Origin of the sequence: Amycolatopsis sp. MtRt-6, from assembly GCF_017308975.1 — a bacterium.
Taxonomy (GTDB): Bacteria; Actinomycetota; Actinomycetes; order Mycobacteriales; family Pseudonocardiaceae; genus Amycolatopsis.
This window is the reverse complement of record NZ_JADWPD010000005.1, coordinates 223,962-242,156: the sequence shown is the minus strand read 5'-3', so window position 1 is coordinate 242,156 and position 18,195 is coordinate 223,962. Positions and strand designations below refer to the sequence as shown.

15 protein-coding genes are annotated in these 18,195 nt (G+C 71.9%); 6 read left to right on the top strand and 9 right to left on the bottom strand.

From position 1 onward, the window contains the following. Positions 1–19: 19 nt before the first annotated feature. Complete coding sequence (smc, locus tag I4Q55_RS11825; protein ID WP_206787117.1) at positions 20–3,622, top strand: chromosome segregation protein SMC; 3,603 nt, start codon at positions 20–22, stop codon at positions 3,620–3,622. 149 nt (positions 3,623–3,771) lie between these two features. Here smc and I4Q55_RS11820 read toward each other — a convergent pair whose 3' ends face one another. The 3 genes from I4Q55_RS11820 to I4Q55_RS11810 all read right to left on the bottom strand — a co-directional run bounded on the left by I4Q55_RS11820 (position 3,772) and on the right by I4Q55_RS11810 (position 7,145). After that, entirely contained in the window at positions 3,772–4,272 is a 501-nt protein-coding gene (locus I4Q55_RS11820) for a DUF3455 domain-containing protein (protein ID WP_206787107.1), read from the bottom strand. Positions 4,273–4,358: 86 nt separating this feature from the next. Continuing rightward, on the bottom strand, positions 4,359–5,921 hold the full coding sequence (locus I4Q55_RS11815) for a sodium:solute symporter (protein WP_206787104.1): 1,563 nt from the start codon (positions 5,919–5,921) through the stop codon (positions 4,359–4,361). Positions 5,922–5,936: 15 nt separating this feature from the next. After that, positions 5,937–7,145: an anhydro-N-acetylmuramic acid kinase gene (locus tag I4Q55_RS11810; protein WP_206787102.1), complete on the bottom strand. Its 1,209-nt coding sequence runs from the start codon at positions 7,143–7,145 to the stop codon at positions 5,937–5,939. Positions 7,146–7,284: 139 nt separating this feature from the next. Here I4Q55_RS11810 and ftsY point away from each other — a divergent pair, with 139 nt between their 5' ends. Further along, positions 7,285–8,583 (top strand): signal recognition particle-docking protein FtsY, encoded by a 1,299-nt coding sequence (gene ftsY, locus I4Q55_RS11805; RefSeq protein ID WP_206787100.1) that lies wholly within the window; start codon positions 7,285–7,287, stop codon positions 8,581–8,583. Here ftsY and I4Q55_RS11800 read toward each other — a convergent pair. Then, complete coding sequence (locus I4Q55_RS11800) at positions 8,580–9,050, bottom strand: hypothetical protein (RefSeq protein ID WP_206787098.1); 471 nt, start codon at positions 9,048–9,050, stop codon at positions 8,580–8,582. The two genes, ftsY and I4Q55_RS11800, sit on opposite strands and share 4 nt — an antisense overlap. A 140-nt stretch (positions 9,051–9,190) precedes the next feature. Between I4Q55_RS11800 and I4Q55_RS11795 the strand changes: the two genes are divergently transcribed. Next, complete coding sequence (locus I4Q55_RS11795; RefSeq protein WP_206787096.1) at positions 9,191–9,691, top strand: GNAT family N-acetyltransferase; 501 nt, start codon at positions 9,191–9,193, stop codon at positions 9,689–9,691. Here I4Q55_RS11795 and I4Q55_RS11790 read toward each other — a convergent pair. Together I4Q55_RS11790 and I4Q55_RS11785 are read right to left on the bottom strand one after the other, a co-directional pair. Continuing rightward, positions 9,619–9,945: a hypothetical protein gene (locus I4Q55_RS11790; RefSeq protein WP_206787094.1), complete on the bottom strand. Its 327-nt coding sequence runs from the start codon at positions 9,943–9,945 to the stop codon at positions 9,619–9,621. The genes I4Q55_RS11795 and I4Q55_RS11790 overlap by 73 nt on opposite strands. A gap of 42 nt (positions 9,946–9,987) precedes the next feature. Then, on the bottom strand, positions 9,988–10,764 hold the full coding sequence (locus I4Q55_RS11785) for an IclR family transcriptional regulator (RefSeq protein WP_206787091.1): 777 nt from the start codon (positions 10,762–10,764) through the stop codon (positions 9,988–9,990). 112 nt (positions 10,765–10,876) lie between these two features. On the opposite strand from I4Q55_RS11785, the gene aceB reads away from it, so the two are divergent. Both aceB and I4Q55_RS11775 read left to right on the top strand, forming a co-directional pair. Beyond that, positions 10,877–12,454 carry a malate synthase A gene (aceB, locus tag I4Q55_RS11780; RefSeq protein WP_206787090.1) on the top strand — a complete coding sequence of 526 codons (1,578 nt, stop codon included), beginning with the start codon at positions 10,877–10,879 and terminating at the stop codon, positions 12,452–12,454. Next, positions 12,454–13,641, top strand: a complete 1,188-nt coding sequence (locus tag I4Q55_RS11775) for an aldolase/citrate lyase family protein (protein ID WP_206787088.1) — start codon at positions 12,454–12,456, stop codon at positions 13,639–13,641. The genes aceB and I4Q55_RS11775 overlap by 1 nt, the downstream gene beginning before the upstream one ends. Before the next feature lie 3 nt (positions 13,642–13,644). On the opposite strand, the gene I4Q55_RS11770 is transcribed toward I4Q55_RS11775, so the two are convergent. Continuing rightward, positions 13,645–14,790: a DUF2786 domain-containing protein gene (locus tag I4Q55_RS11770; RefSeq protein WP_206787085.1), complete on the bottom strand. Its 1,146-nt coding sequence runs from the start codon at positions 14,788–14,790 to the stop codon at positions 13,645–13,647. A gap of 93 nt (positions 14,791–14,883) precedes the next feature. Between I4Q55_RS11770 and dctA the strand changes: the two genes are divergently transcribed. Continuing rightward, a complete protein-coding gene (gene dctA / locus I4Q55_RS11765; RefSeq protein WP_206787084.1) occupies positions 14,884–16,164 on the top strand; it encodes a C4-dicarboxylate transporter DctA in 1,281 nt (426 codons plus the stop codon). Positions 16,165–16,318: 154 nt separating this feature from the next. Here the strand turns inward: dctA and I4Q55_RS11760 are convergent, their stop codons facing one another. Next, complete coding sequence (locus I4Q55_RS11760; protein ID WP_206787082.1) at positions 16,319–16,807, bottom strand: MarR family winged helix-turn-helix transcriptional regulator; 489 nt, start codon at positions 16,805–16,807, stop codon at positions 16,319–16,321. A gap of 4 nt (positions 16,808–16,811) precedes the next feature. Then, complete coding sequence (locus I4Q55_RS11755) at positions 16,812–18,143, bottom strand: PucR family transcriptional regulator (RefSeq protein ID WP_206787080.1); 1,332 nt, start codon at positions 18,141–18,143, stop codon at positions 16,812–16,814. Between the last annotated feature and the right edge of the window lie 52 nt (positions 18,144–18,195).

The window sequence follows — 18,195 nt, the reverse complement described above, 5'->3', positions numbered from 1 at the left end:
CCAGAGGGGTCAGCACCACGTGCACCTGAAAAGCCTGACGCTCAAGGGCTTCAAGTCCTTCGCCTCGGCCACCACGCTGCGCTTCGAACCCGGCATCACCTGCGTGGTCGGGCCGAACGGCTCGGGCAAGTCCAACGTCCTCGACGCCCTGCGCTGGGTCATGGGCACCCAGGGCGCCAAGGACCTGCGCGGCGGCAAGATGGAGGACGTCATCTTCGCCGGTACCGCGGGCCGCGCCCCGCTCGGCCGCGCCGAGGTCACCCTCACCATCGACAACGCCGACGGCGCGCTGCCCATCGAGTACTCCGAGGTCTCGATCACCCGCCGGATGTTCCGCGACGGCGCCAGCGAGTACGAGATCAACGGCGACCGCTGCCGCCTGATGGACGTCCAGGAGCTCCTCTCGGACTCCGGTATCGGCCGCGAAATGCACGTCATCGTCGGGCAGGGCCAGCTCTCGGCGATCCTCGAGTCCAAGCCCGAGGAGCGCCGCGCCTTCATCGAAGAGGCCGCCGGCGTCCTCAAGCACCGCAAGCGCAAGGAACAGACCCTGCGCAAGCTGGCCAACATGCAGGGCAACCTCGACCGGCTCGGCGACCTCACCACCGAGCTGCGCCGCCAGCTCAAGCCGCTGGGCAAGCAGGCCGAGATCGCCCGCAAGGCCCAGACGGTCCAGTCCGAGCTGCGCGACTCCCGCCTGCGCCTGCTCGCCGACGACCTGGTCACCCAGCGGGAGGCCATCGCGCGCGAAGAGGCCGACGAGAAGACGGCCCGCGCCCGCCGCGCCGAGGTCGAGCAGACCCTCGAGATCGTCTCCGCCGAAGAAGCCGAGCTGGAGGCCTCGCTCGCCGAGGACGCGCCGCTGCTGCAGACCGCGCAGGAGACCTGGTACAAGCTGTCCGCGCTGGCCGAGCGGCTGCGCGGCACCGTCCGCCTCGCGATCGAGCGCCAGCGGCACCTCTCCGCCGACGTCTCGGCGCACACCGGCGGCCGCGACCCCGAAGAGCTCCTCGAAGAGGCCGAGCGCGTCGCCGAGCAGGAAGAAGAGCTCAACGAGGCGGTCATGGAGGCCCGGGAGCTGCTCGCCCAGACCGTGCTGCGCCGCGAGGACCTCGAACAGCGCGTCCAGGCCGCCGAGCGCGCGCACTGGGCCGCCGTCCGCGCCATCGCCGACCGCCGCGAGGGCATGGCCAAGCTGACCGGCCAGGTCGAGGCGCTGCGCAGCAAGAACGGCGCCACCTCCGACGAGATCGACCGCCTCAGCGTCTCCCTCGAAGAGGCTGCCGAGCGTGCCGAGATCGCCGTCGAAGAGCTGGAAATGGCGAAGGCCGAAGGCGGTGCGGAGGAGTCCGACGACGCCGGCCTGATGGACCGCCACGACCGCGCGGTCGAGGCCAACAACGCGGCCAAGGCCCGCGTCGAAGAGCTGGTCAAGGCCGAACGCGCCGCCGAGCGCGAGATCGCGTCCGAGAAGGCACGCGTCGAGGCGTTGTCGATGGGGCTCAAGCGCAAGGACGGCGCGGGCGCGCTGCTCGGCGCGTCCCACGAGCTGCCGGGCCTGCTGGGCTCGGTCGCCGCGTTGCTCACCGTCGAACCGGGGTACGAGGTCGCGCTGGCCGCGGCGCTCGGCCCGGTGGCCGACGCGATCGCCGTCGCGGGCGGCGAAGACGCCCTGCGCGCCCTGAAGTACCTGAAGGACACCGACTCCGGCCGCGCGGGCATCCTGCTCGGCGGACCCGAGTCCACTGTGGACACGTATTCCTGGCCGTCGCTGCCGGACGGCGCGCGCTGGGCCCGCGAGGTCGTCACGGCGCCGGCGCAGCTGCGGCCCGCCGTCGAGCAGGCCCTGGAGAAGCTGGCCCTGGTCCGCGACCTCGACGCGGCGCGGCACCTGGTCGCGGCGCACCCGGACGTCCGCGCGGTCACCGCCGAGGGCGACGTCTTCGGCGCCCGCTGGGCGATCGGCGGCTCGGGCAAGCGCGAGAGCGTCATCGAGGTCCAGGCCGCCGTCGACGAGGCGGCCGAGCGGCTCCGGCTGGCCGAACGCTCGCTGGAGCGGTACGCGGCCGAGCTGGAAGGCGCCCGCGCCGAGCAGCAGGCGCGGCGTGAAGAGGTGTCCCAGGCCAAGGACGCCCTCGGCGAGGCGAAGGTGCGCAAGGCCCGGTCCTCGGAGCGGCTCAACCGGCTGCAGCAGGCCGCCCGGCAGGCCCAGGCCGAGGTCGAGCGGCTGTCCGGGCAGCGCGCGAAGGTCGAGCAGAGCCGCGTCCAGGCCCTCGCCCAGCTCGCCGAGCTGGAAGAACGGCTCGCCGCCGTCGCCGAGCAGCCCGTCGAGGACGACCCGGACACCGCCGAGCGCGACGCCGCGGTCGAGGAACTGGCCGTCGTCCGGCAGGAAGAGATGGAGGCGCGGCTCGCGCAGCGCACCTCCGAGGAGCGGGCGCGCGGCATCGCCGGCAAGGCCGAAGGCCTCCGCCGCGCCGCGCACGCCGAGCAGCAGGCCCGCGAGCGCGCCGAGCGCGCCGCCGCGGCCCGCAAGCGCGGTGCCGAGATCGCCAACGCCGTCGTCAACGCCGGCGAGCTGGCGCTGGAGCGCATCGAGCACTCGGTGCAGCGCGCCGCCACCGAACGCGACCAGGTCCAGGCCCGTCGCCAGAGCCGCGAGCAGGCGCTGACGAGCGTCCGCGCCAAGGTCCGCGAGCTCACCGGCGAGCTGGAGAAGCTGACCGACGCCGTCCACCGCGACGAGGTGCTGCGCGCCGAGCAGCGGCTGCGGCTGGAGACCCTGGAAGCCAAGATCGCCGAGGACTTCGGCATGGGGCTGGAGGATCTCGTCCGCGAGTACGGCCCGGACGTCCCGGTCCCGCCGAGCGCGGGCGAGATGGCCGAGTACGAGGCGGCCAAGGACCGCGGCGAGGACGTCACCCCGCCGCCGCCGATGCCCTACGACCGCGACACCCAGGCCCGCCGCGCCAAGCGCGCCGAGAAGGACCTGTCGCTGCTGGGCAAGGTGAACCCCCTGGCGCTGGAGGAGTTCGCGGCGCTGGAGGAGCGGTACAAGTTCCTCTCCACGCAGCTGGAGGACCTCAAGGACACCCGCAAGGACCTCGAAGCGGTCATCAAGCAGGTCGACGAGAAGATCCTCGAGGTCTTCGCTTCGGCGTACGCGGACGTCTCACGCGAGTTCGAGACGGTGTTCGGCGTGCTCTTCCCCGGCGGCGAGGGCCGGATGGTCCTCACCGAGCCGGACGACCTGCTGGCGACCGGCGTCGACGTCGAGGCCCGCCCGCCGGGCAAGAAGGTCAAGCGGCTGTCGCTGCTGTCCGGTGGCGAGAAGTCGCTGGTCGCGGTGGGCATGCTGGTCGCGATCTTCCGCGCCCGCCCGTCACCGTTCTACGTGATGGACGAGGTCGAGGCGGCGCTCGACGACACCAACATGCGCCGGCTGATCGGGCTGCTGGAGCAGCTGCGCGACTCGTCGCAGCTGATCATCATCACCCACCAGAAGCCGACGATGGAGATCGCCGACGCCCTCTACGGCGTGAGCATGCAGGGCGACGGCATCACGAAGGTGATTTCGCAGCGCCTGCGCACGACCGAGGAAGAGCCAGTCGGAGTCAGCTGACCCCAAGCGCCCCAATGTGGCCTTCGGTGCTCCATCCATGCCCCCGCCACCGCCCTCAACGGAGGCGCTCCGCGCCGCAGTGCCGGTTGAACGCACCGAAGGCCACATTGGGTGCGTTGAACGCAACCAAGGCCACATTGGGGCGCTGGTCAGCCCGCCACCCAGAAGGCGTAGTCCGCCGAGTACCGGACCGCGGTCTGCGCGCCGGCCGCGCACGGCCCGGCCGGGGCCACGCCGCCGCGGGTGTTCAGGCGCTGGATGTACGTCACCTTGCCGAAGACCCCGTCGCCGGTGTTGAGGATCGCCTTGAGCAGCAGCTCCGGAATGGTGTCCTTGCGCGGCGACGAAGCGGCCGCCGCCGCGCCGACCGTGCTGCCGTCCACTGTGGACGTCCAGACCGGGCCCTTGCTGTGCAGCGCCACCGGCTTCCCGTGCCTGGTCAGCACCGCCGCGGGCTGGAGCAGCGTCCAGGTCCCGGACGCGCAGCCGTAGATCTGCACGCCTTCGGCCGCGTAGCTCGCCAGGGCGCGGTTGCCCGCCGGGACCTTGATCGCGTCCGGCACCTTCGACGCCGGCGGGGTCGCCGACGCCGTTGCCGCGCCGCCGACCAGGAGGGCGCCGACCGCGAGCGCCACCGTCATCCGCTTCATGGAATCCACCTTCGAAATCCTCCCGCCGCTTCTCGGCGGGCTCCCGCCACCGGACACGGGCGCCCGCCGGAAACGGTTCAGCCGGATCAGGCGGCGACCTCTTCCTGCGGCGGAACCGCCTCGGCCTCGGCCGCCTTCGGGTCCGGCGTGCGGTGGCGCAGCGCCAGCAAGCCGCCGACGACCAGCGTGATGACCACGCCCATCAGCGTGTACCACGGGTAGGCGAGCGCCACCTTGTCGCCGGCCGCCTTGCTGAAGTCGACGCCGATCAGGTCGCCGGTCTTCGCGTTGAACTTCACCCCGAGGATGACGAACGCCATCACCACGACCGTGACGACGAACGCGATGATCGCGTCCGCCTGCCGCGCCTTCTTGATCAGCAGGCCGAGCAGGAACGACCCGAGCAGCGCGCCGTAGGTGTACCCGGTGATCGCGAGGCCCAGCTCGATGACCGAGTTCTTCGTGGTGGAGAACATCGACGCGAACACCGCGAACACGACGGCCCAGATCAGTGTCCACATGCGACCGTGCCGCAGCAGCTTCGAGTCCTCCGGCGAGCGCTTGGTGAACCGCTGGTAGAGGTCGGCCACGGTGGACGTCGACAGCGCGTTGAGCGCCGAGGCGAGCGCGCCCATGGTCGAGGCGAGCACGCCCGCGATGAGCAGGCCCGACACGCCGACGGGCAGGTCGTCGATGATGAACCGCGAGAACACGTCGTCCGGGCTCTGCATGCCCAGCTCCGCGACCGGCTTGCGGCCGTTGAACACCCACAGCATCGCCCCGACCAGCAGGAACAGCGCGAACTGGATGGTGACGATGATGCCGCTTCCGATCAGCGCCTTCTGCCCGTCGCGCAGGCTGCGCGTGGCCAGCAGCCGCTGCGCGATCAGCTGGTCCGCGCCGTGGGAGGCCATCGACAGCGCCGCGCCGCCGAGCACCGCCGTCACGAACGCGTACGGGCTGGTCACCAGGTTCTTCGTGAAGTCGACGAGCATGAACTTGCCGTCCGCGGACGCCTGCGCGGCCCAGTCGGCGGGCAGCTTGTTCAGCAGCACGATCGCGGCCACCGCGGCGCCGCCCAGGTACAGCGACAGCTGGATGACGTCGACCCAGACGACGGCCTTGATCCCGCCGATGTAGGCGTAGATCAGCGTCAGCGCGGTGAGGATGACGACGATCACCCAGTAGTCCAGGTGGATGCCGTAGTGCGCCAGGATCACCTTGATCGGGATGGCGCCGGCGAACAGCCGCACGCCCTCGGCGAGCAGCCGCGTGATCACGAACGTCACCGAGGCGGTGCCCTGCAGCCCGGAGCCGAACCGCCGCCCGAGGAACTCGTACGCGCTGACGAGGTTGCCCCGGAAGTACCGCGGCAGCAGGACGAACGCGGCGATCGTCCGGCCGATGATGTAGCCGAAGGCCAGCTGCAGGAACAGGAACGCGTTGCCGAAGACCAGCCCGGGCGTGCTGATCACGGTGAGCGTCGAGGTTTCCGTGGCCACCACCGACAGCATCACCGCGCCCCACGGGAGGCTGCGCTCGCCGACGAAGTAGTCGGCCGCCGACCGTTGTCTCCGGCCGACGAGCACGCCGATCAGCGGCATCGCCGCCAGGTAGATCACGATGATGGCGAGGTCAACACCGCGCATGGACTTCTCCTACCCTCATCCGGCCTTCTCCGCGACTCGCAACCGTGTCACGTTGCCCCCCAGCGGGGCGGGAAGGGTCAGGGGGCCGCGACCCGGGACCAGCGCGCCGAGCAGGCGCGGTCCGCGGGCACCGGTCGCCGACGGCACCGTACCGGGCACGCCGCACCAGGTGAGCCAGCCCAGCAACGCGGTCAGGTACGCCTCCTTGCCGGCGCCGGGCAGCCCGAAGTCGTCGCTGGTCTTGAGCGCCGCCGGGGACAGGGTGCGGGCCAGCGCCGCCATCAGCGCCGGGTTCGCGACGCCGCCACCGGAGGCGATGACGGTCGTGACGCCGTGGCGGCGGCACTCCTCGGCCACGGTGACGGCCGTCAGCTCGGTCAGCGTCGCGAGCAGGTCGCCGTCGCCGACCGGGTCCAGGCCGGCCGTGGCCGTGTCGAGGTAGTCCGCGTTGAAGTGCTCCTTGCCGGTGGACTTCGGCGGCGCGGCGGCGAAGTACGGGTCGGCGAGCAGCCGGTCGAGCAGGTCGGCGCGCACCGACCCGCCGAGGGCGAGCCGGCCGTCGACGTCGCTGCGTTGCCCGGTGACGCGGTGGGCCGCGAGGTCGAGCAGGGCGTTGGCGGGCCCGGTGTCGTAGGCGAGCACGGGCACGCCCGGGGCGACGACGGTGATGTTGGCGATCCCGCCGAGGTTCAGCGCGGCGACCGGACGGCCGGTGTCCTGGGCGAGACCGCGCAGCCACAGCTGGTCGAGCGTGCCGGCCAGGGGCGCCCCGTGGCCGCCGGCGGCCACGTCGCGGACGCGCAGGTCCGCGCACACCGGCAGCCCGGTGCGTTCGGCGATCCAGGCGGGCTGGCCGAGCTGGAGGGTGCCGCGGACGTGGCCGTCTTCGACCCAGTGGTAGACCGTCTGGCCCAGCGACGCGACCAGGTCCGCGCTGCCGCCCGCGAGCTCCGCGGCCCCGCGCCGGGCCGCGTCGGCGAACGCCTGGCCGACACCGGTGTCGAGCCGGGTGAGCTCGCCCGCCGTGCAGGGGTTCGGCGGCAACGCGGCGAGCAGGGCTTCGCGCAGCGGCTCCGGGTAGGGGACGTCGAGCTCGCCGAGCGGGGTCAGCACGACCGTGCCGGCTTCGGCGTGGAGGTCGGCGGCGGCCACGTCGATGCCGTCGATCGACGTGCCCGAAATCAGGCCGATCACCCGGTAGCCGTGGCTCGCTCGCAACCCCATCCGGAGGGGTTTAACGGAGCCGTCGATGTGACGCAACCCACGTGGTTAAGTCTTGGCCCAATCGGGACCTAGATGGTGATGAATTGCCTGTGCGGACGGGGTGTCCGGCGTGGCGAAGCGCGGATGAAAGGATGGGCGCGTGTCGAGCACCTGGTTCCTGTTCGTAGTCGTCGCCGTCGTCGTCCTGGTCGCCCTGCTGGTGACCGGCCTGCTGATCGCACGCAGGCGGCGGATCAGCCTGGACGACCGGCGCGAGGTCGAGGAGAAACCGAAGGGCGGTTCGTACGCGGCCAGCGGGGGCATCGCGCTCGCGCCGGGCGGCACGGCCACCGCGGTGGAAGAACCCGCCGCCGAGCACCCGGTCGAGGACCGGCCGGAGGTCGACGGCCAGCCCGCCGTGGGCGACGACGCGGCGGTGCCGCGCGACTCGGCGCAGCGCACGGTCCGGGACGTCAAGCTGCCCGACGAGCCCGCTGCGGCCGAGCCCGAGCCGGCCGAGGAGATCGAGCCGGCGACCGGCCGCATGGAGCGGCTGCGCGGCCGGCTGTCGAAGTCGCGGTCGGTGTTCGGGACGAGCCTGCTGGGCCTGCTCGGCGCCGGCGACCTCGACGAGGACTCCTGGCAGGACGTCGAGGACACGCTGCTGATGGCCGACCTGGGCGCGGCCACCACGAACCAGATCGTCGAGCGCCTGCGCGACGAGCTCTCCCGGCGCGCGGTGCGGTCGTCGGCGGAGGCGCGCGAGGTGCTGCACGAGGTGCTGACGGCGCAGCTGTCGACCGACGGCCACCGCGCGGTCCGGGCGCTGCCGCACACGGTCGACGGCAGGAAGCAGCCCGCGGTGGTGCTGGTGGCGGGCGTCAACGGCACGGGCAAGACGACGACCACGGGCAAGCTCGCCCGCGTCCTGGTGGCCCAGGGCGGCACGGTGCTGCTGGGCGCGGCGGACACGTTCCGCGCGGCGGCGGCCGACCAGCTGCAGACGTGGGCCGAGCGCGTGGGCGCGGAGGTCGTCCGCGGCAAGGAGGGCGCGGACCCGGCGGCGGTCGCGTTCGACGCGGTCAAGCGCGGCGTCGACACGGGCGTCGACGCGGTCCTGGTCGACACGGCGGGCCGGCTGCACACGAAGACGGGCCTGATGGACGAGCTGGGCAAGGTCAAGCGCGTCGTGGAGAAGCAGGCGAAGGTCGACGAGGTCCTGCTGGTCCTCGACGCGACGACGGGTCAGAACGGGCTCATGCAGGCCCGGGTGTTCGCCGAGGTCATCGACGTGACGGGCATCGTGCTGACCAAGCTGGACGGCACGGCCAAGGGCGGCATCGTGTTCCAGGTCCAGAAGGAGCTGGGCGTCCCGGTGAAGCTGGTCGGGCTGGGCGAGGGCCCGGACGACCTGGCGCCGTTCGAGCCGGGTGCCTTCGTGGACGCCCTGCTCGGTTAAAGCCGGAACAGCGGCGTCCCGTCGGCCTTCCGCAGCCCGAGCTGCAGGATCACCGGCGCCGACGGACGCACGGCCGGGATGAGGCACGGCGATGTCCCGTGGGCCGGCACGGTCAGCCGCGACCAGCCGATGCCCTGAAGGGTGCGGCGGGCCGGGTCGACGACCATCGCCGCGCCGAAGTAGCGGCCGCCCGGAACGGCGATGCGGGCCGTGTGGCCGAGGATCGCCGAGAACGCCGTGCCGGTGCGGCTGCCGTCCTCCTGCAGCGTGAGGATGACCGGCGTCCGCCCCTTCGCGGCGCCGTGGTGCCGCACGGTGATCTCGACGGTGCCCGCGGCGGTCTTCGCCGGGCGTGGCCACGCGGGCGCCGCGGGCGATCCGTCGAGCGCGCGGTCGACGAGCCGGTCCAGGAGGTTCGAGGCGGCTCCCTGCGCGAGCCAGGCCAGGGCGCCGGTGTTCGGGTCCATGCGGGCCTCCTGATATTCGGATGACGAGCGGCCGGGTGCCGGCGCAGAATCCGGGCATGCCCGGTTGACGCACGTCCGCTCGTGCCCCTCCTCGTAGCAGACGCTTCGAAGCCGTCATTCGCTACGAGAGAGGACCCATCATGACTGCCATTCACGGCGACCGGGTGCGGCTGCGCCCGATCGGCGCAGCGGACCGCGCCCGCGTGCGCGAAATCCTGGCCGCTCCGGAGGTCGCCCGCTGGTGGGGCGAGCCGGAGTCGGAGACCGAAGGCGTGTACGCCGTCGAGGACGGCTTCGTCTGCTACGCCATTGAATACGACGGCGCGGTCGTGGGACTGATCCAGAGTTCCGAGGAGCTGGATCCGCAGTACCGCCACGCGGGCATCGACATCGCGGTGCACCCGGACTTCCACGGCCGCGGCATCGGCACGGCCGCGATCCGGGCGCTGGCCCGGCACCTGTTCGCCCAGGGGCACCACCGGCTGACGATCGACCCGGCGGCGGCCAACGAGACGGCGATCCGGGTGTACACGAAGGTGGGGTTCCGGCCGGTCGGCGTGCTGCGTGTCTACGAGCGAGGCTCGGACGGCAGCTGGCACGACGGGCTGTTGATGGATTTGCTGGCGGGGGAGCTGGCCTGAGCTTTCTTGTCGGCGAGCCGGCGGGCGAGCTGGGTGACCTGCTCCATGCGGCTGTCCAGCTCGGCGAACCCGCGGTCGATCGTGCGCCGCAGACCGTCGAGTCCGGCCGCGAGACCATCGCGTTCGGCGCGGCTACTGCCCAGTCGCCGACCGAGTTCGCGTTGACCCTCGAGCAGGTCGTCCAACAGTGCCGTCTGCTCGGCGAGGAGCTGTCGGATCTCAGCGGCGCGCTCGGTGCGGAACAAGTCGGACATGCTGCCTATGGTAGCGGTTCCGTGATCAATCGTTACGCAGCGTCAAACCGTGGCCGCCGCCTGGGACAGGCTAGCCCCCAGGGCGTCCGCCACCCGCTGTACCGCCGGGGCGATGTGCGCCACCGCCTCGGCGGTCAGCCGCCCGGACGGCCCCGACACCGACACGGCTGCCGGTACCGGCGCCCCGGGCACCGCCACCGCGACGCACCGCACCCCCAGCTCCTGCTCCGCTTCGTCCAGCGCGTACCCCTGCGAAGCGATCCGCTCCAGCTCCACCGCCAGCGCGTCCGGGTCCGTGAACGTGTGCTCCGTGTACGCGGGCATGCCCGTCCGCGAAAGCAGCTCACGGACATCGGCAGACGGCAGGTGCGCCAGCATCGCCTTCCCGACCCCCGTCCCGTGCGGCAACAGCCGCCGCCCGACCTCGGTGAACATGCGCATCGAGTGCTTCGAAGGCACCTGGGCCACGTACACGACTTCGTCGCGCTCCAGGACCGCCAGGTTCGCCGTCTCGCCGACCTCCTCCACCAGCTCCGCCAGCAGCGGCCTGGCCCACGCGCCGAACTGCATGCTCGCGTTCTCGCCCAACCGGATGAGACGAGCTCCGAGCGCGTAGCGGCGGTTCGTGTTCTGGCGGACGTACCCCAGATCCACGAGCGTGCGGATCAGCCGGTGGATCGTCGGCATCGGCAGCCCGGACAGCGTCGCCAGCTCGGACAGGCTGGCCTCGCCGCCGGTGTCCGCGAGGTGTTCCAGCAGCTCGAAGGCGCGCTGCAGGGACTGGACGCCGCCGTCGCGACCGTTCTTCTCCGCCGGCACGGTGGCCCTCCTTACGTCGGCGTTGAGGTTCCGCTATGCAGAAACTATAGTCCGGCTGGTAGAAAACCGTAGGGCCGTTATCCAAAGATCCGAACCCTCGAGGTGTTTCCCCATGTCTTCTGAAGTCCAGGTGCTGGGCGACCCGGTCGAGCGCGGCGACGAGATCCTCACGCCGGCGGCGCTCGCCTTCCTCGCCGGCCTCCACGACGCCTTCGCCGGCCGCCGCGACGAGCTGCTCCAGGCGCGGAGCAAGCGTCGCGAGGAGGCCCGGACCACCGGCAGGCTGGACTTCCTGCCGGAGACCAAGGAGATCCGCGACGGCGACTGGCAGGTCGCCGGCGCGCCCGCCGCGCTGCGGGACCGCCGCGTCGAGATCACCGGGCCGACCGACCGCAAGATGACCATCAACGCGCTCAACTCCGGCGCGAAGGTGTGGCTGGCCGACCTCGAGGACGCCAACACCCCGCACTGGCGCAACGTCGTCTCCGGCCAGGTCAACCTCTACGACGCCATCCGCGAGACGATCACCCTGGAGAGCGGCGGCAAGAGTTACGCGCTGAAGGACGACGTCGAGCACGCCACGATCGTGGTCCGCCCGCGCGGCTGGCACCTGCCCGAGAGCCACCTGACCTTCGGCGGCCGCGAGGGCGTCGGCGCGCTCGTCGACTTCGGCCTGCACTTCTTCCACAACGCCGCCGAGCTGATCAAGCGCGGGAAGGGCCCGTACTACTACCTCCCGAAGATGGAGAGCCACCTCGAAGCGCGGCTCTGGAACGACGTCTTCACCCACGCCGAGAAGACGCTCGGCATCGAGCACGGCACCGTCCGCGCCACCGTGCTGATCGAGACCATCCCGGCCGCGTTCGAGATGGAGGAGATCCTCTACGAGCTGCGCGAACACGCTTCGGGCCTCAACGCCGGCCGCTGGGACTACCTGTTCAGCGTCATCAAGTACTTCCGCGACGCGGGCGAGAAGTTCGTGCTGCCGGACCGCAACTCCGTCACCATGACCGCGCCGTTCATGCGCGCCTACACCGAGCTGCTGGTGCGCACCTGCCACAAGCGCGGCGCGTTCGCGATCGGCGGCATGGCCGCGTTCATCCCGAGCAAGGACCCCGAGACCAACAAGGGCGCCTTCGAGAAGGTCCACGCGGACAAGTCGCGCGAGGCCGGTGACGGCTTCGACGGCTCCTGGGTCGCGCACCCGGGCATGGTCGAGCTCTGCAAGGAGGAGTTCGACAAGGTCCTCGGCGACAAGCCGAACCAGCTCGACCGGACCCGGGACGAGGTGAGCGTCACCGCCGACCAGCTGCTGGACGTCGCTTCGACGCCGGGCAGCGCGACGGCGGCCGGCCTGCGTGCCGCGGTCGACGTCGGCGTCCGCTACATCGCGTCCTGGCTGGGCGGCAACGGCGCGGCGGCCATCCACAACCTGATGGAGGACGCCGCCACCGCCGAGATCTCGCGCTCGCAGATCTGGCAGTGGGTCAAGAACGGGACCACTTTGGACAGTGGCGACGTCGTGACGGCGGAGCTGGTGCGCGGCGTGCTGGCCGACGTCCGCGGTGAGCTGGCCGGCGAGCTCAAGCCGGAGCTGCTGGAGCCCGCCGTGGAGCTGTTCGAGCAGGTCGCGCTGGCCGAGGAGTTCCCGGACTTCCTGACGCTGCCCGCCTACGAGAAGATCAAGTAGTGCGGCTGCCCGAAGACGTCTACGACGCCGCCGACGCGCGCCTGGCCGAGGTCGACGCGCGCGTCGCGGCGTCGTACCCGGGGGAGCGGCCGGGACGCCAGCCCGTGCACACGGTCTACGTCCCGGCTTCGCAGTACAAGACGCGCCTGGTGGCCGACTGGGGCAAGCAGGCGATGCGGGTCTTCATCGAGCACGAAGACCTGCTCGGCGTGGACGCGAACGTGTACGAACGCGTGCGGGCCAAGCTGCTCACCGAGCCGATCGAGGACCTGCGGATCGACTTCGAGGACGGCTTCGGCCGAGTCCCCGACGACGTCGAGGACGCCGCCGCCCGCGCGGCCGGGCAGACCCTCGCGACGACCGGCGGGACGCCGTTCTGCGGCATCCGCTTCAAGAGCTTCGAAGCGGCGACGCGCCGGCGGGGCATCCGCACCCTGGACCTGTTCCTCGGTGCGTTGCTGGACAACGGGCCGCTGCCGCCCGGGTTCGTCGTCACGCTGCCGAAGGTGACGGCGGTGGAGCAGGTCTCGGTGGCCGCGGAAGTCCTTTCCCGGCTGGAAAGCGCGTACGGGCTCGCTGAAGGTGCGTTGCGCTTCGAAGTCCAGATCGAGACCGCGCAGTCCATTGTGGACCTCGACGGGACGCTGTCGGTGGCGCGCATCGTGCAGGCGGCGTCGGGCCGCTGCTCGGGCCTGCACTACGGGACGTACGACTACAGCGCGGGCCTGGGCATCGCGGCGGCGTACCAGAGCATGGAGCACCCGGCGGCCGACCTGGCGAAGGGCCTGATGCAGGTCGCGGCGGCGGGCACCGGCGTCCGCCTCTCGGACGGCTCGACGAACAAGCTCCCGATCGGCGACGCCCTGCCCACGGCGTGGGCGGAGCACCTCAGGCTGGTCCGCCGCTCGCTGGAGCGCGGCTTCTACCAGGGCTGGGATCTGCACCCCCACCAGCTGCCGACCCGCTTCGCGGCGACGTACACGTTCTACCGCGAAGGCTTCTCGCAGGCGGTGGAGCGGTTGCGCGCGTACGCGGCGAAGACGGCCGGGGGAGTGCTGGACGAACCGGCGACGGCCCAGGCGCTGGCGGTGTACCTGCTGCGCGGCCTGGACTGTGGTGCCCTGGACGAAGGGGAGCTGCCGTTCGGGCGCCCGGAACTGGAGAAGTACGCCCGGCGCGAAGGGTGAGGGTTACTCGCCGAGGCGGGCGCGGTCGGCGGCGGCCCGGCCCGCACCCCAGCCTTCGTGGCTGCGCACGGTCACCGACTTGTTCACCACTTCGGGGAACAGCTCGGTGAACATCGCCGCCACCTGCTTCTCGTGCGACGCCAGCACGGGCAGCAGCTCCGGCGCCTCGGCGATCGTCGCTTCCGCCGCCTTTTCGAGCCGCTCGCCGATCCGGGTGGCGTAGGAGACGAGGAACGACTTGCGGAACGGCCGCGACCGGCCGGCCGGGTCGGCGATCATCGCCCGCGTCGCCTGGACGAGCAGGGACGTCGTCAGCAGCTCGACCGCGGCCAGGTCTTCCTCGTCGCCGACGACCGTGACGAACTCCCAGCGCGGGTCGAAGATCGCCCGGCAGCGGTTGGCCTGCGCGACCACGTGGACCAGCAGCGACTTGGCGTCGGTGTACGGCGTGTCGAGCCAGATCCGGCGGGCCGCGGGCCGGTCGGGCGTGGCCTCGCCGGCCTCGACCAGCACCCGGTCGAGGGCGTGGCGGGTCATCAGCTCCTGCGCCTTCGCCGAGAGGGCCTCGGCTTCCTCCGGGAACGTGCTGGACTCGGCCTTGGCCAGCAGGGCGCGGACCCGGCTCAGCTTCTTTTCGTCGACGTGGTGCCGCGCCGGGCGCTGGATCGCGGTCCCCGGCGCGGGCAGGACGACGGTCACCGGCGGCAGCGTCTTCAGCAGGCCGAAGGCTTCGATGACCGCCGCCACCGCTTCGGACGGCGTGAGGATGTGCTTCGCCGCCCACTGCGGCAGGTGGGGTTCGGACGTCGTCCACCAGGGGGTGGCGCCGAGCTGCGCTCGCCACTCCGGGTGCAGCGCGGTGAACTGCCCGGCGTACGCCACCAGGGTGTCGAGCAGGTACGAGCCGGCGAACTCGTCGAGGCGGCGCCGGGCCGCCTGCCGGAGGTCGCCGGGCAGCCAGCCGCCCCGGCACGCCCGGCCGATCAGCTGCTGCCCGAGGCGGTCCGCGGCTTCGGCGAGTTCGGCCGGCAGCGTGAACCCCGGCGCCAGCCGGTCGGCGTCACCCGGTGCGGCGGCGAGCAGCGCGTCGCCGAACTCCCCGGCCGTCGTCGGCGGCGGGCCGAAGGGTCCCTGCTTCCGCTTGCCCACCCGCCCAGTCTGCCGCAGTGACTTTTCCCGGCGTCGGGTACGTCACTGCGAGCGTTAACACCGCTGGAACATCCGATGCTTAGGGTCCCGGCCATGGCAGAGAAGAAGAAGCGCTGGTGGACGTCGGTGTTCGTGCAGCTGCTCGTGGCCGTGGTCGCGGGCGTGCTGGTCGGGCACTTCTGGCCGGTGCTTGGTGCCCAGCTCAAACCGGTCGGGGATGGGTTCATCCGGCTCATCAAGATGATCATCGCACCGTTGATCTTCTGTGTCGTGGTGACCGGGATCGCGGCCGTCGGCGACATCAAAGCGGTCGGACGAATCGGACTCAAGGCGATCATCTACTTCGAGGTCGTCACGACGTTCGCGCTGCTGTTCGGCCTGGTCGTGGCGAACGTCTTCCGCCCGGGTGCCGGGCTCGACATCAACCCGGCGACGCTCGACCCGAACGCCGTCACCACGCAGACCAAGGGCGGGCAGCTGCCGTCGGTCGGGGACTTCCTCCTGCACACCATCCCCGACAGCGTGGTGAACGCGTTCGCGCAGAACCAGCTGCTGCAGGTGCTGGTGTTCGCGGTGTTCTTCGGGGTGGCGCTGGCCGCGATCGGGCGGGAGCGGGCGCCGCTGGTGCTCGGCTTCGTCGACCAGGTGCAGCAGGTCATCTTCAAGGTGATGGGCTGGATCATGCGGGTCGCGCCGCTGGGCGCGTTCGGCGCGATGGCGTTCATCATCGGCCAGTACGGTCTGTCCACTTTGGGCACCTACGCGAAGCTGATCGCCGCGTGCTACGGCGCGGCCGTGCTCTTCACGCTCGTCCTCGCCGCGATTTCCCGGTTCTACGCCGGGGTTTCGGTGTGGAAGTTCCTCCGCTACGCGCGGGAGGAGTTCCTGCTCGCGCTGGGCACGGCCTCGACGGAGTCGGTGATGCCGCGGATCATGGTCAAGCTGACCGACGCGGGCTGCTCCCGCGCGGCGACCGGGCTGGTGGTGCCGACGGGCTACTCGTTCAACCTCGACGGCGCGACCATCTACCTCTCGATCTGCACGGTGTTCCTGGCGCAGGCGTTCGGCGTGGAGATGACGCTCGGCCAGCAGCTGCTGGCGGTGCTGATCCTGATGCTGACGTCGAAGGGCATGGCGGGCGTGCCGGGGTCGAGCTTCCTGGCCCTGTCGGCGACGGCCGCGGCGATCGGCGCGTTCCCGGTGGCGGGCGTGGCGCTGCTGCTGGGCGCGGACCGCCTGATGGACTCGATGCGCGTGTTCGTCAACCTGCTCGGCAACTGCGTGGCGACGTTCGTGGTGGCGAAGTCCGAAGGCCAGCTGGACCGCGACAAGCTGCGGGAGACCCTGGAGGGAGCCACGCCGGTCGCGGCCTGACCGCGGTCACCTCCCGGGCGGCGGACGTGCTCAACGCGGCGATCGGCCTGACGCTGTTCTACGCGGGGGCGATCGCCGCCCACGTCCGGGCCCGCAGGTTCGCCACCGGCGCGGCACCGCCGGCCTTCCTCGGCCTGGCGGTGGCGACGCCGGTTCAGCGCAGCCGGGGCAGCGCGTCCCGGGCGAAGTGGCTCAAGGTCCGCAGGTCCTCGGCGAACCGTTCCCGGTGGTCGTCGGGCAGGGGCCGGAAGAAGAACTGCTCGACGTTCGCCACGTGCACCCGGCTGGCCCGCACGGTCGTCTCCTCGCCGAACGCGGTCAGCCTGACCAGCTGCACCCGCCGGTCGGCCGGGGACGCCGTGCGGGTCACCAGCCCGAGCGCCTCCATCCGGTCGACCAGCCGGGTGGCGCCGCCGGTCGTGAGCACCTGCTCCTGGGCGATCGAGCGCATGGTCAGCCCGTCTTCGCCGGTGCGGCCCACGATCAGCAGGACCTCGTACATCAGGTGCGTGATCCCGCATTCGCGCTCCAGCGCCCGCCCGAGCAGGTAACCGAGCCGGTGTGCCGCGCCCTGGAGCTGCCCGAAGGCCAGCACGCGGGCGTCGTCCGCCGCCTGCCGGGCCGAAGTTATTTCGGGGTCCACGCCCTCAGTCTCCTCCCGGGGAGCCGGCGCGCAACGCGAGATAAACGTCGAGCTGGTCGGTGAACTCCGTCAGGTCCACCCCCAGCAGCTCCCCGGCCCGCCCGATCCGGTAGCGCAGCGTGTTCACGTGGACGTGCAACGCCTTCGCCGCCCGCGTCGGGGAGCCCGAGCACTCCAGGAACACCCGGACCGTGTGCACCAGATCCGTGTGCTGCTCGGCGTCGTAGGCCAGCAGCGGCCCGAGCACCCGGCGCCGCAGCGCGGCACGCAGTCCCGCCGGGGCGCCGGCCAGCAGCAGGTGGTGGACGTCCACCTCGCCGGCCGTCACCACCGATACCCGTCCGGTGCGCTCCGCCGCCACCGCCAGGGCGTACCGCGCGCTTTCCGCGGCCTCGGCCCGCGGGCCGGGATCGCTGATGCCGCACAGAATCCGCTTGGCCCGCAGCAGGGGCTCCACAGTGGACAAACCGGCCGGTGAAGGCCGCGCCACGGCCGCGTACGACGTGTCCCCCGAGGAATCGAACAGCAGCGAGTCCGGCAGCCACTCGCTCAGGACGTCCCGGCTCTCGTCACTGCCCTCGGTCCGCAACGCGACGACGCACACCTCCGCGGGCAACGACACCTCGGGCGGCGCCGCTCGCGCCCGCGTGACCCCGACGAGCCCCGCCACCTCCTCGGCCAGCTCCGCTTGCGCGGTGCTCAGCGGCCCGCCGATCGCGATCAGCCACGGCACCGCGTGCCTGCCCTCGACCGGGACCACCGTCAGCGGGCCCGGCTCGCGGGCCGCGTACCGGCGGACGACGTCTTCGGGCGGGATCGGCAGCGGGGCCGTCCCCGCGACGAGCCGGCCCACGCCCGACAGCACCCAGCAGGGCAACCCCAGTTCCGCCGCGGCACGCTCCACCAGCGTCTCGACCGGCGCTTCCGCCGCCGCCTGCAAACGTTTGCGCGCCCCGTCGGACGCCGCCGCCAGCGCCAGCACGACCTGCTCGGTGATCACCGAAAACGACAGGTCGGCGGGCACTTCGAGGAGCGGGATCCGGTGCCGGACGCAGGCGTCGACCACGTCGTCCGGGATGCCGCCGGAGTCGGCGCCGGACGCGGCCAGCGCCGCCGCGCCCGAACGGGCCAGCGCGGCCACGAACGGCTCGGCGTCGCCCGGGGCGTGCCACCAGAGCAGGCCGGACAGCACCAGCTCGCCTGCCGACAGGTACCGTCCGGGGTCGGACAGCTCCGTGACGTAGATGCGCGTCACCGGCCGGTCGAGCAGGTCGGTCCCGGCCCGGGGGCGCAGCCGCAGACCGGGCAGGCCCAGGAGAGTTTTCACGGTCGTCATGAGGCTTGTAGGAAAGCACAACCGCGCCCGGCTCCGCTCCCGTGCGTTTCAT